General features: G+C 49.7%; 12 protein-coding genes and 1 riboswitch. Of the genes, 10 read left to right on the forward strand and 2 right to left on the reverse strand.

What is annotated here, in order from left to right:
- Positions 1 to 94: 94 nt before the first annotated feature.
- The 5 genes from SATMO3_RS07780 to SATMO3_RS07800 all read left to right on the forward strand — a co-directional run bounded on the left by SATMO3_RS07780 (position 95) and on the right by SATMO3_RS07800 (position 5,255).
- Positions 95 to 871 (forward strand): acyl-CoA dehydratase activase, encoded by a 777-nt coding sequence (locus SATMO3_RS07780; RefSeq protein WP_371379800.1) that lies wholly within the window; start codon positions 95 to 97, stop codon positions 869 to 871.
- A 25-nt stretch (positions 872 to 896) separates the two neighbouring features.
- Entirely contained in the window at positions 897 to 2,006 is a 1,110-nt protein-coding gene (locus SATMO3_RS07785; RefSeq protein WP_371379802.1) for a double-cubane-cluster-containing anaerobic reductase, read from the forward strand.
- A 189-nt stretch (positions 2,007 to 2,195) separates the two neighbouring features.
- The gene (locus SATMO3_RS07790) at positions 2,196 to 2,465 is read left to right on the forward strand and encodes a metal-sensitive transcriptional regulator (RefSeq protein ID WP_371379804.1); all 270 of its coding nucleotides are present in this window, start codon (positions 2,196 to 2,198) and stop codon (positions 2,463 to 2,465) included.
- Between the two features lie 38 nt (positions 2,466 to 2,503).
- The gene (locus tag SATMO3_RS07795; RefSeq protein WP_371379805.1) at positions 2,504 to 4,942 is read left to right on the forward strand and encodes a heavy metal translocating P-type ATPase; all 2,439 of its coding nucleotides are present in this window, start codon (positions 2,504 to 2,506) and stop codon (positions 4,940 to 4,942) included.
- Positions 4,943 to 5,048: 106 nt separating this feature from the next.
- Complete coding sequence (locus tag SATMO3_RS07800) at positions 5,049 to 5,255, forward strand: heavy-metal-associated domain-containing protein (RefSeq protein ID WP_371379807.1); 207 nt, start codon at positions 5,049 to 5,051, stop codon at positions 5,253 to 5,255.
- Positions 5,256 to 5,313: 58 nt separating this feature from the next.
- Here SATMO3_RS07800 and SATMO3_RS07805 read toward each other — a convergent pair whose 3' ends face one another.
- Positions 5,314 to 5,997 carry a TMEM165/GDT1 family protein gene (locus SATMO3_RS07805; RefSeq protein ID WP_371379809.1) on the reverse strand — a complete coding sequence of 228 codons (684 nt, stop codon included), beginning with the start codon at positions 5,995 to 5,997 and terminating at the stop codon, positions 5,314 to 5,316.
- A 323-nt stretch (positions 5,998 to 6,320) separates the two neighbouring features.
- Positions 6,321 to 6,429: riboswitch (SAM riboswitch) on the forward strand.
- Positions 6,430 to 6,586: 157 nt separating this feature from the next.
- Here SATMO3_RS07805 and SATMO3_RS07810 point away from each other — a divergent pair.
- The 5 genes from SATMO3_RS07810 to SATMO3_RS07830 all read left to right on the forward strand — a co-directional run bounded on the left by SATMO3_RS07810 (position 6,587) and on the right by SATMO3_RS07830 (position 11,277).
- Positions 6,587 to 7,807, forward strand: a complete 1,221-nt coding sequence (locus SATMO3_RS07810) for a homoserine O-acetyltransferase (RefSeq protein WP_371379810.1) — start codon at positions 6,587 to 6,589, stop codon at positions 7,805 to 7,807.
- 25 nt (positions 7,808 to 7,832) lie between these two features.
- A complete protein-coding gene (locus SATMO3_RS07815) occupies positions 7,833 to 9,119 on the forward strand; it encodes a homocysteine synthase (RefSeq protein WP_371379812.1) in 1,287 nt (428 codons plus the stop codon).
- Positions 9,120 to 9,160: 41 nt separating this feature from the next.
- Positions 9,161 to 9,409 (forward strand): hypothetical protein, encoded by a 249-nt coding sequence (locus SATMO3_RS07820; protein WP_371379814.1) that lies wholly within the window; start codon positions 9,161 to 9,163, stop codon positions 9,407 to 9,409.
- Between the two features lie 118 nt (positions 9,410 to 9,527).
- Positions 9,528 to 10,427, forward strand: a complete 900-nt coding sequence (locus tag SATMO3_RS07825; protein WP_371379815.1) for a LysR family transcriptional regulator — start codon at positions 9,528 to 9,530, stop codon at positions 10,425 to 10,427.
- Positions 10,428 to 10,533: 106 nt separating this feature from the next.
- Entirely contained in the window at positions 10,534 to 11,277 is a 744-nt protein-coding gene (locus SATMO3_RS07830; RefSeq protein WP_371379817.1) for an ABC transporter permease, read from the forward strand.
- Positions 11,278 to 11,415: 138 nt separating this feature from the next.
- On the opposite strand, the gene lepB is transcribed toward SATMO3_RS07830, so the two are convergent.
- The gene (gene lepB / locus SATMO3_RS07835; RefSeq protein ID WP_371379819.1) at positions 11,416 to 11,979 is read right to left on the reverse strand and encodes a signal peptidase I; all 564 of its coding nucleotides are present in this window, start codon (positions 11,977 to 11,979) and stop codon (positions 11,416 to 11,418) included.
- Between the last annotated feature and the right edge of the window lie 115 nt (positions 11,980 to 12,094).

A 12,094-nucleotide genomic window follows, 5' to 3' on the forward strand; every position in this document is an offset into this window, starting at 1 on the left:
TAAGAGCAGGATTAAGCTATCAGGCAGCGAATAAAGTGATAGAATATTTTAATTTAAGTTCTAAAATTAATCTATATTTACAGACAGGTGATTTATGAAAGCTACAATAGTTGCCGGTATTGATGCCGGTTCGTCCGCGATCAAACTTACGCTGTATGACGGTAAAAACAGTAAGAACTTTATCTGCCCTGCCGGCTGGAATCCCAAAGAACAAGCGGCTGATCTGCTGGCAGCGGCAATGGCCGGAGTGGGTGCCCTGGAGCCGGCTTACATTGTGGGTACCGGCTATGGCCGGCTGAATCTGCCCTTTATCACCAAGGCCATGACGGAAATTACCTGCCATGGGCGGGGGGCGGGCTTTTTGCTGCCTGGCGCGTGTACTGTTATCGACATCGGCGGTCAGGATGCCAAAGCCATTCGCATCGATCAGCAGGGCAAAGTACAGGATTTCGTTATGAATGACAAATGTGCGGCGGGGACAGGGCGCTTTCTGCAGGTTACCGCCCAGGCGCTGGGGCTTGATATTGCCGAAATCGGCAACTTTTCCGGTGAGCCGGACGCCGAGGCTTGTACTATCAATTCCATGTGTACCGTGTTTGCCGAATCGGAAGTTATCGGGTTGGTCAACCGGGGCGTTCCCCGGCAGGCTATCATCAGGGCCTTATATACATCAATTGCCGGGCGGGTTGCGGTGATGGCAGCCGCCATTCAGCCCGCAGCGCCGGTTGCTTTTACGGGAGGTTTAGCGCAGAACCAGGCTTTGCGGCAGGAACTTGCCGGCAAACTGGGATTAGCTGTTGTTACGCATCCGGAGGCCGTTTTTGCCGGTTCCATCGGCGCAGCGCTGTTTGCCTGGGATGCTGTGAATTAAAAACTTTAAAAATGGGGGAGAAAGTATGTCAGATGCATTTACCATGCTGAAAAATGCCAAAGAGGCAGGAAAAAAAGTTGTTGGCTTTTACTGTGTCTATGCGCCGCAGGAATTGGTTTTAGCAGCCGACGCGCTGGGATTCGGCCTGTGCGCCACAAAAGAAGAGGGAATTCCCGACGGGGAAAAAACGCTGCCGCGCAATTTTTGCCCGCTGATCAAGTCGTCCTATGGTCTTGCGGTAACCGATAAGTGTCCGTACTTTCTGTATTCCGACATTATTATCGGCGAGACAACCTGTGACGGCAAGAAAAAGATGTTTGAACTCATGCAAAGCTTTAAACCCGTGCATGTTATGAAATTGCCGCAATGCAATCTGGACGATAAGGACAAGGCGTATTGGCTGGAGGAAGTCAAGGCATTAAAAGCGGTGCTGGAAAAAGAACTGGCGGCCGAGATCACCGACGAAAAGCTGCGCTCCGCCATTAAGCAGTTGAATCAGGAACGCCTGCTGATGCAAAAACTGTCCGGGTTTATGAAACTGGATCCGGTGCCGATGACCGGGCAGGATTTCCTTAAACTGATGTGGGGACGCAATTTTGTAACAGACCGGACCGATTTTGCCGAGCAAATCGAGGCCGTTATTGCCGATATAAAAGACTCTGTGGCCAAAGGGGAAGCCGCCATGCCTAAAGGCGCCAGGCGTATTGTTGTGACCGGCGTGCCTACAGGCGTTGGCGCCGAGAAGGTCATTAGAATTATCGAGGACTGCGGCGCCGCCGTTGTCTATATCGAAAACTGTTCAGGCATGAAGCAGTTTGTTACTCTTGTAGATGAAAGCAAACCGCCGCTTGAAGCCATTGCTGAGAAGTATCTGGCAATTCCTTGCTCCTGTATGAGTCCCAACCCCGTCCGGCAGCAGAATCTTGCCCAACTGGTCAAAGAGTATAAGGCCGACGGTGTTGTGGATATTACCTGGCAAGGGTGCCACACCTATAATGTGGAAAGCCGGGTAATCAGGGATTACCTGAAACAAAACGGCGATACTTCTTTTCTTCAGATCGAAACCGATTATTCGCAGGGGGATGTAGAACAAATAAAAACAAGAGTACAAGCCTTCCTGGAAATGATGGGGTAAGGCGAAAAAGACCCGGAAATCCGGGTCTTTTTTTTTATATATCAGTTATAAGTTTGATTTTGTTTCGCCTTAGGTTTGATGCAACCGTGTTTTAAATACATCGCCAGTAAATAATAAAACTATTGACTGGTGATATATTTAAGCGTAGTATATATACTATACGGGGGTATAGTATGACGGAGGGAAATCATGTTAAATGAACAGGAAAAGATAGATATAAAGAAAAGATTGCGTCGGACCAGCGGACAAATTAACGGCATTGAAAAAATGATCGATGAAGGCCGCTATTGTGTAGATGTGCTGCAGCAGATTATGGCTGCACGGGCGGCGCTCAATCAGGTGGCGCTGATTATGATTGAAAGTCATACTAAGAGTTGTGTCGTAAATGCCATCAAAGAAAATCGCACCGAGCAGGCTGTTGATGAATTGATGGGCGTTTTATCCAAATTCACCAAGTAGCCCTGCCGGGGTGTATATGTACAAGAGGGGTGAGAAAGATGACCGAGACGGCAAAGAATGGTTTGGAGAATGTCATTTTCAAAATAGGCGGCATGACCTGCGCGGCCTGTTCCGGACGATTGGAGCGCGGCTTGTCCAAGCTGCCGGGGGTGGCGAAGGCAGCCGTGAATCTGGCTGTCGAAAAGGCGGCTATAACCTATGATCCTGCGCAGGTTACGCTGACTGAGATAGCGCAAAAAGTTGAGGCCATAGGTTTTCAGGTCATAACGGACAAGGTGGAGTTAAAGATTAGCGGTATGACCTGCGCCGCCTGCTCAGGCCGCATTGAGAGAAGCCTGAAAAAATTGCCGGGAGTTGTAAATGCCGTTGTCAATCTGGCGGTGGAAAAGGCAACTGTTGAGTTCTATCCGGGTGTTACCGGTATCAGCGATATTAAGGACAGAATTGAAAAAGCGGGTTTTGGCGCACACGATTTAGCAGATACTGCTGAGGTGGATCAGGAAAAGCAAACCCGCGAAGCTGAGGTAAGCAGGCAGCGTTTTCGCCTCCTGGTGGCGGCCGGCTTTTCCCTGCCGCTCTTACTGGCTATGATCCTGCATATGCTGGGGATCATGGGCAGTGTTGCGCATGTGTTGATGAATCCGTATCTCCAGTTGGTACTGGCTACGCCGGTGCAATTTATTGCCGGCTGGCAGTTTTACCGCAGTGCGTATACGGTGCTCAAAAACGGCGGCGCTAATATGGATGTACTGGTTGCACTTGGTACCTCGGCCGCCTACTTTTACAGTATCGCCAATGTACTTCGGAATGAACCCGACTTATATTTTGAGACTTCAGCAATTTTAATTACCCTGATTATTTTAGGCAAATTGCTGGAAGCCACTGCCAAGGGAAGAACTTCGGCGGCCATTAAAGCCCTTATGGGGCTGCAGGCCAGGACGGCCAGAGTGGTCCGTGACGGCCAGGAACTCGATATTCCGGTGGAAGCCGTCTTAGTCGGCGATGTTGTGGTTGTTCGGCCGGGCGAAAAGATTCCGGTCGACGGTGTTATTGCCGAAGGGACATCGACTGTTGATGAGTCTATGCTTACCGGTGAAAGTCTGCCTGTTGACAAGAAGGCGGGCGACACGGTTATTGGCGCTACCATTAATAAACTTGGCACTTTTAAATTTACGGCCGCCAAAGTCGGTAAGGATACTGCATTAGCGCAGATTGTCCGTATTGTGGAAGAAGCACAGGGCTCAAAAGCGCCGATTCAGCGCTTTGCCGACGTGGTTTCCGGATATTTTGTGCCGGTTGTTGTTGGACTGGCGCTTGTGACCTTTGGAGTCTGGTATATTTTCCTTGATCCCGGCAATTTCTCACGGGCTCTGGTTAATTTTACAGCCGTGCTGGTCATTGCCTGCCCCTGCGCCCTGGGCCTGGCTACTCCAACCTCGATCATGGTAGGAACCGGTAAGGGCGCAGAGAACGGTATCCTGATAAAAGGGGCGGAGCACCTGGAAAATGCCCACAGGCTGACAACCATTGTACTTGATAAAACAGGCACCATCACCAAGGGAGAGCCGGAAGCGACAGACGTTATACCGCTGGCAGGACTTGCTGAAACAGAACTGCTGAGACTGGCTGCCGGCGCCGAGAAGAATTCGGAGCATCCTCTGGCTCAGGCTATTGTTAAATATGGTCAAAGGCAAGGTATAGTCCTGCCTGAACCGGAGTCGTTCGCCGCCATTCCGGGACACGGGGTGGAGGTTACGCTGGAGGGCAGGCGAATTTTAGTGGGCACCCGCAAACTCATGCAAGAAAACAATGTCGAGTTTACTGCCGAGCTAGCTGCAATTGAGCAATTGGAACTTGAGGGCAAGACCGTTATGCTGTTTGCTCTGGACGGCAGGCTGAGCGGGCTGATTGCCGTGGCGGATACCGTCAAAGAGAACTCGGCCCAGGCCGTGGCTGCGCTCAAACAAATGGGTATCGAGGTCTGGATGATTACCGGCGATAACGTAAGGACTGCCCAGGCAATAGCCCGGACGGTGGGTATTACCAATGTTCTGGCGGAGGTGCTGCCTGAACACAAGGCCGAGCAGGTTGACGCGCTGAAAAAGCAAGGCAAAGTCGTGGCGATGGTCGGGGACGGTATTAATGATGCGCCGGCGCTGGCTACTGCCGATGTTGGTTTTGCCATCGGCACAGGTACCGATGTTGCCATAGAGGCCGCTGACATTACGCTGATGCGGGGAGATCTGACCGGCATCGTCGCCGCCATTCGCCTGAGTAAGGCAACCATGAGGAACATCAAGCAAAATCTGTTTTGGGCTTTGATCTATAACTCACTGGGAATTCCTGTTGCCGCCATGGGTTTTTTATCACCCGTCCTGGCCGGGGCGGCCATGGCCTTCAGTTCGGTTTCCGTGGTCACTAATGCGCTCAGGCTAAGGCGGTTTGATCCCTACAGGGATAGGGATACTGCGGCATAATGCCGCCAGTACCGTGACAACCCTAACACTAAGGAGAATATGCCGTCAGTAGCCAAATGTGTAGGGGTGTACGGTATTGAAAGCCGGCAAGAAGGGAGGTGACGGTATGAGTCAGGCACAGGAAACAATTTTAAAAATCGAAGGGATGTCTTGCGGGCATTGCAAAATGAGTGTTGAAAAAGCACTTCTGGGAATTCCGGGAGTAGTAGGCGCCAGTGTAGATCTGGAAAAGAAGCAAGCGGTTGTAACCGGCACTGCTAAACAGGCTGATCTGGTGAAGGCTGTCGAAGACATCGGCTTTGACGTAGTTTGAGAACAGGCAACTAAAAAGCGCGAAAATCTGCTTGAAGATTTTCGCGCTTTTTACTAGTTTACTTACTTTCTTGCGGCGATTTCTGCGGTTCTTTATCGCAATCTCCGCTCATGCGGGACACTAAGAATATAGAGAGCAGTACCGCCAGCAAGGTGCCGGTGACAGAGACCGGTGTGAGGTAATGTCCGGGTAAGTATTCATAGAGGCCAAACAGGCCAAACAGTATGAAGATAATTGCGGCAAACCACTTCACAGCCCGTTCGGGGATTCTTTTTCCCAGTACAATGCCAATAATGATACCAATGGCGTCCGCTACCATCATACCGGTGGTTGTTCCCAGCCATACCGGGATAATGCTATTAAATTGAGCTGCCAGCGCAATGGTTGCTAGCTGGGTTTTGTCACCCATTTCGGCAATGAAAAAAGCAATGGCCACTGTCCAAAATGGGTTGTACTTACAGCCTTTATCTTCGCCGTTGAGCTCATCCCCCCGGATTGTCCAAAGACCGAAGATGATGAAGGAGATGGCCGCGGCAATCTGAATGTAACTCATCGGGATGAAATGGGTCAGATAGCTGCCGACAATTACGGCAAACAGATGGTTGAAAATTGTTGCGGCCAAGACGCCCCACATAACGGTTTGCCACTTGAATCGGGTTGCAAAGGCCATAGCCAGTAGTTGCGTTTTATCACCCATCTCAGCAAGCACTACAAAGATAAGCGAGGTTAAAAATGCTGTCATGATAATCCCCCTTAAGATGTGTAATATATATAAAACGAGACCTTTAGTATGGCAAATACAAATTTGCCATACTAAAGGTCTCGCTAATTGACAAGTGTCAACAACAGAGCCAGATGAATACTCATCAGTATGTTGACTCTGTTCTATGAGCTACTCCCCTTTAGGAGTATTAGATTAGTTACTAGTTTATAATAAAAACTTTAATATGTCAATAAGGGCTGCGGCAGAAGATTATACATTTGTTCACTGAAAAATGGAGATACTTGACAATCGGCTGCTATTTAGGTATCATGTATACATTACTTTACAAATTTAATAGTACGCTCTTATCCAGAGAGGTCGAGGGACTGGCCCGATGACACCCGGCAACCGGCGCAATGCGCAGTGGTGCTAATTCCAGCAGGAATCAGCAGATTTCCTGGGAGATGAGAGGGATTGGCAAACAGATTATGCCCCCTCTTAGCGAGGGGGCTTTCGTTATCTCTCAAATATCCTCCTGGATAAGGGCGCTAACCTTCAGATGCGGTTAAAACCCCACCTGAAGCTAAGTCTGCTTTATTTCATGAATACTGTAAGGAGGGGAAGAATTATGGTTGTGACCTTTTTTCCGGGTTTTAAATGGCGGCCGCAATTAAAACAAGTTCAGGTCGCCAGTCCGGAGAACCCGCTGCAGCTGAAACAGGGCGGCTGTCTGACTGACGTTACTGTGGCATATGAAACCTATGGCACTTTATCTGCGACCGGTGACAATGTCATCCTGGTTGCCCATGCACTGACCGGTGACAGCCATCCGGCTTCTCATGACCAATATGACGAGAAAGGCTGGTGGGAGCCGCTAATCGGTCCGGGCCGTCCCATTGATACCGAACGCTTTTTTGTTATTTGTGCCAATGTGCTGGGAGGGTGCCAGGGAACGACAGGTCCGGCTTCACCCGATCCGGCCACCGGCAACCCCTATGGTATGGAATTCCCGGAGATCACCATAGGTGATATGGTTCAGGTCCAGAAAAGATTGCTGGAGGTATTGGGCATTAAGCAACTGGCGCTGGTAATCGGCGGCTCGATGGGCGGGATGCAGGCTCTAGAGTGGGCAGTGAGGTACCCGGACTTTGTTGACGGGGTTGTTGTTATTGCCGCTCCCGGTTATTCGGCCGCGCAGGCCATCGCTTATAACCGGGTGGGCCGCCAGGCTGTTATGCTCGATCCTGCCTGGCAGAACGGCGATTATTACGGTGGCAGCAAACCGGAAAGGGGACTCGCAGCCGCCCGGGCCTTGGGAATGATTACATACCAGAGTGAGATGTCCATGGCCTATAAATTCGGCCGCCGGACCCGCGGCGGTCAGTTTGAAATTGAGAATTATCTTGACTATCAAGGGGAAAGTATCGTTAAACGTTTTGATGCCAATTCCTATCTCTACCTGCTACGGGCGCTGGATCTCTTTGATCTGTCTGACGGGTACGGGTCTTATGAGGCGGCTTTAGCCCGGATCGATGCCAGAGTGCTGGTTATCGGGGTAAGCTCGGACCTTTTGTATCCGGCCTATCAACAGGAGGAACTGGCCGAGACCATGCGCCGGGTTGGCGTTCGCACCGATTTTGCGGTTATCGACAGCCCGCATGGACATGATGGCTTTTTAATCGACTTCCATTTGCTGCGGCCAATACTATCAAAGTTTATTAATAAAGTTCTGCCTGCTCCCTCGGTCCTGCCAATCAGACAGTGGGGAATGTTCCGGCCTTCTAAGCTGGCCTATCTGGGCGCCCGCCTGATATCAGGGATACAGGTAAAAGAAGCTCCAACAATATAAAATATGAAAGAATGAGGGTTGAACTATGACATTACCCGAAAAACTGCGTTTTGACACCTTGGCCGTACATGCCGGGCAGCAGCCTGACCCTGCAACCGGCGCGCGCGCCGTTCCCCTGTACATGACTACGGCCTACAATTTCCGGGATGCCGATCATGCGGCCGATCTGTTTAGTTTAAAAGAACCGGGCAATATTTACACCCGGATTATGAATCCGACAACAGACGTATTTGAGCAACGTATTGCCGCATTGGAAGGCGGTGTGGGCGCGTTAGCGTTTGCTTCCGGCCATGCGGCCATTACGGCGGCAATCATCAATATTGCCCAGGCGGGTGATGAAATAGTAAGTTCTTCAACTCTCTATGGCGGGACCTACAATCTGTTCGCCCATACCCTGCCAAGACTGGGGATCAAGGTCAAATTTGTCGATCCCGGCAAGCCGGAGAATTTTGCCGCCGCCATTACCCCCAATACGAAAGCCCTGTATGCCGAAATCATCGGCAACCCCAAGATTGATGTGCTGGATTTGGAAAGTGTGGCCGCTATTGCCCACCAACATGGATTGCCGCTCATTATTGACAGCACATTTGCCACGCCTTACCTGTGCCGGCCGCTGGATTTCGGGGCTGATATTGTTGTGCACTCGGCAACTAAATTTATCGGCGGACATGGCACTGCGATGGGGGGAGTGGTTATCGACGGCGGTAAGTTCAATTGGGGGAACGGCAAGTTTCCGCTGCTTTCCGAGCCGGATCCAAGCTATCATGATATCCGCTATACCGAAGCTCTCGGCAATCTCGCCTTTATTATCCGGCTCAGAGTGCAGGTTCTGCGGGATGTTGGCGCTTGTCTCAGCCCGTTCAACAGCTTCATGTTTCTGCAGGGGCTGGAAACGCTCCATCTCAGGATGGCGCGGCACAGTCAGAACGCCCTGGCGATTGCTCAATACCTCGAAAGTCACGAACTGGTGTCCTGGGTTAGTTACCCCGGCCTGGAAAGCCACGCCGATCACAAGCTGGTGAAAAAGTATCTGGCCAAAGGCGCCGGCGCCATACTGACTTTTGGTATCAAGGGCGGACTGGAAGCCGGCAGGAAATTTATCAATGCCCTGCGTTTATTCTCTTTGCTGGCTAATGTAGGCGATGCCAAATCGCTGGTAATTCATCCGGCCAGCACCACACATTCCCAACTATCGGGTGAGCAGCGGACCAGTGCAGGCGTATCTGATGATATGGTCCGGCTTTCGATCGGGATTGAGGATGCAGACGACCTTATCGCCGATTTGGCGCAGGCTTTGACTGCCAGTAAATAAGTAACGGACGGAAGCTTCCATAGCCTGGAGTAATTCTATATATGCATAATGTGTATTTTACTGCCGGACCGCCTGCGGTTACAATAAAAGTAAAATTAGTACAGTATGCGGAGGATTCGGCTATGCAGGCTTTGTTAACATGGATATTTGGTTATAGGTTACCCACTACCCGGATGCGGGAGACTAAAGAAGGCGTGCTTGTTGATAAACGGGCCAAGGTGGTGCCTATTCCGGTTGTCAGAGATATAACCAGGACAAAGGAATTTTGGGATAAAGCAGTTTGGTCATAAGTGTTTTTTGGCCTAACTGTAAATTAATTCTTGACAGATTCATAGTCTGCCCGCCATAGTATAAGGTATATAGTATATAGGCTATATACCTTATACTGATGTTAGGAGTACGCCGGCTGTGGATATTCTCCATCTTACCTATTTTATTGAAGTCGCCAAGCAGTTGAGTTTTACTAAAGCGGCCCGGGAGCTTCATGTTTCCCAGCCTTCTATTAGTAAAATGGTTCGTAATTTAGAGGAAGAATTGAAAGTTACGCTAATTGACCGGTCTGCCCGGCGGATTAAACTGACCGATGCGGGACAGGCTTTATATGAACGCGGTCTGAAGATAGTTGATTCGCTCAAAAATGTAACAAGTGATCTGGATGACTTGACGAGCGGCCGTAAAGGCAGTATCCGGCTTGGCATTCCCCCTATGGTTGAGACAAGTTTTTTCGCCATTGCCATTGGGGAGTTTAAGAGAAAATTCCCCAATATTGTTATCGATTTAGTTGAAATAGGTTCCCGGGCTGTGGAAGAGATGGTCGAAGACGGCACTCTTGATATTGGCGTGGTTGTGCTGCCAGTTAAAAATAAAGCTGTTTTTTCCCTGTTTGCTTTCGTAAAAGATCCGATCTGGCTCATTGTTCATCCTGAACATCGTCTGGCCGGGCGGGAAGTGGTAAGTATTACCGATCTGGAGGAAGAGCCGATTGTCCTGTTCCGCAAAGATTTTGCCCTGCATGATCATATTGTGGAGAAATGCCGTGAACATGGTTTTGTGCCGCGGGTACTTTGCGAAAGTTCGCAATGGGATTTTATGGCCGAAATCGTGGTTGCCAAGCTGGGAGTGGCCTTGCTGCCCAAGGTAGTATGTGATAAGATTGGTGATGGCGTTAAGGCCTTGCCCATTGCCGAGGAAATCAGCCCCTGGCATTTGGCTATTGTGTGGAAAAAGGATACCTATCTCTCCTTTGCGGCGCGGGAATGGCTAAAATATGCCGCATGTCTATTTGGCGTAGAAGTGAAACTGGACTGACACCTGGCCTGTCAACAGCCAGGTGTTTTTTTGCAGGATAAACGGTAAGTACAGCGAAAAAAGTATTAATGTTGATAACAGTTGTTCAAGAAGGGATTGGCAAAACTTGCGTTTGGAAGATATAAATACTGTTTTCTGGCGGGATTGGGTTGTACTAAACCGGCGGCTGGTCAAATTTGTGTTGTCCCGGATGATCAGCCCGATACTGTATCTGGTGGCCTTCGGCTGGGGGTTGGGACGCAGTCTTTCGGTAAATGGCGGCAGTTATCTTGATTTCATACTGCCGGGGATTATGGCTCTGAATGCTATGAATATCAGTTTTAGTGCGGTTGGTTCCCCGCTCAATATGAGCCGCCTTTACCACAAGACACTTGAGGAATATCTTATTGCGCCAGTCAGTGCGGGTTCTTTTGTGGTTGGTAAAGTGTTGGCCGGGGCGCTTAGGGGATTTATCTCCTGTACGGTTATTTTTGTGCTGGCATTTTTATTTGGTGCGAAACTGGCGGTAACTGCCGGTTTTGTATTAACACTGGCCCTGACTTGCCTGTTGTTTGCCGCCATGGGGCTGGTGGCGGCTATGCTGATTAATTCGCATGAGGATATGGCCAGTTTCAATACTTATGTACTGTTGCCCATGTCTTTTTTATGCGCGACGTTTTTCACACCTGACCGGCTGCCGCCGGTGTTTCATTTGTTTATTGAGCTGTTGCCGCTAACACATGCCACTTATGCGCTCCGGGCTATTGGCGCAGGCTTGGAGACGCCCTGGCTGTCGGTGGGGGTTCTGGCATTTTATACGGTACTGTTGTTTGCTGTTGGTGTTTGGACAATGGTACGGGTGAGGGACTAATTTCAAACAAAAAAATGGGTGGGATGCCATTGGCATCCTACCCATTTTTTTGTTTGGATAAAGAGTATAACTTTCGCCTGGATAAAAGCAGCACCGTCTTTGATATTTGTCAAAACCGGTGTTGCAACCACAGTCTCTTTAGAGAACTTTTACAACTTTGCCAAGCACATGGCTGACAGGAACCGGGCCGATATAGCGGCTGTCACTGGAGTTGTTGCGGTTATCTCCCATTACATATACCTGGTTGGGTGGAATAACGACTTTCTTCGGTTCCGCAGGCCGCATGGGTTCTTTTATATAGGCTTCGTCAAGGGCAGTGCCGTTGCGATATAATTTGCCATCCTTGATTTCAATGGTATCGCCTGGCTTGCCGATAACCCGCTTGATCCAAATATGGTTGTCTATCTCGGTGATTTTGGCAACGCTCAGATAAGTGGATACCGGATCGGCAATATCGTCTTTTACGCTGCGTTCTCTGAACACCCGGCTGTCGATGATTACAATGTCGCCATATTCCGGTGTACCGGCAAACGTATGGTTTAGTTTAGACACAAACACATAATCGTTGTGGTGAAGGTTCGGCTCCATGGAGCTGCCAACTACGCGTGTCGGCTGAAAGACAAAAGCATTAATTACAATGGCCAGGGCGATGGCTACCGCCAGACTATAAGCCCAATCAGCTATTTCTTTTAAAAACTTCATACTTGGAATCCCCCTAAAATAGTAAATCTATCTTGTATACACAGGCTAAGGCGAACTTGTACAGTTTTAAGCAAATACCCTTAGCTCTGGGAGCGGTCTTCTCTTCCAGAACTAA

This window comes from Sporomusa aerivorans (assembly GCF_041428895.1).
GTDB lineage: Bacteria > Bacillota > Negativicutes > Sporomusales > Sporomusaceae > Sporomusa > Sporomusa aerivorans.

Excerpts from the sequence above, each read along its gene's own strand:
- SATMO3_RS07785 (WP_371379802.1), top strand. The coding sequence starts at position 897 with ATGTCAGATGCATTTACCATGCTGAAAAATGCCAAAGAGGCAGGAAAA.
- lepB (WP_371379819.1), bottom strand. The coding sequence starts at position 11,979 with ATGAAGTTTTTAAAAGAAATAGCTGATTGGGCTTATAGTCTGGCGGTA.
- SATMO3_RS07805 (WP_371379809.1), bottom strand. The coding sequence starts at position 5,997 with ATGACAGCATTTTTAACCTCGCTTATCTTTGTAGTGCTTGCTGAGATG.
- SATMO3_RS07795 (WP_371379805.1), top strand. The coding sequence starts at position 2,504 with ATGACCGAGACGGCAAAGAATGGTTTGGAGAATGTCATTTTCAAAATA.
- SATMO3_RS07800 (WP_371379807.1), top strand. The coding sequence starts at position 5,049 with ATGAGTCAGGCACAGGAAACAATTTTAAAAATCGAAGGGATGTCTTGC.
- SATMO3_RS07780 (WP_371379800.1), top strand. The coding sequence starts at position 95 with ATGAAAGCTACAATAGTTGCCGGTATTGATGCCGGTTCGTCCGCGATC.
- SATMO3_RS07810 (WP_371379810.1), top strand. The coding sequence starts at position 6,587 with ATGGTTGTGACCTTTTTTCCGGGTTTTAAATGGCGGCCGCAATTAAAA.
- SATMO3_RS07790 (WP_371379804.1), top strand. The coding sequence starts at position 2,196 with ATGTTAAATGAACAGGAAAAGATAGATATAAAGAAAAGATTGCGTCGG.
- SATMO3_RS07820 (WP_371379814.1), top strand. The coding sequence starts at position 9,161 with ATGCATAATGTGTATTTTACTGCCGGACCGCCTGCGGTTACAATAAAA.
- SATMO3_RS07815 (WP_371379812.1), top strand. The coding sequence starts at position 7,833 with ATGACATTACCCGAAAAACTGCGTTTTGACACCTTGGCCGTACATGCC.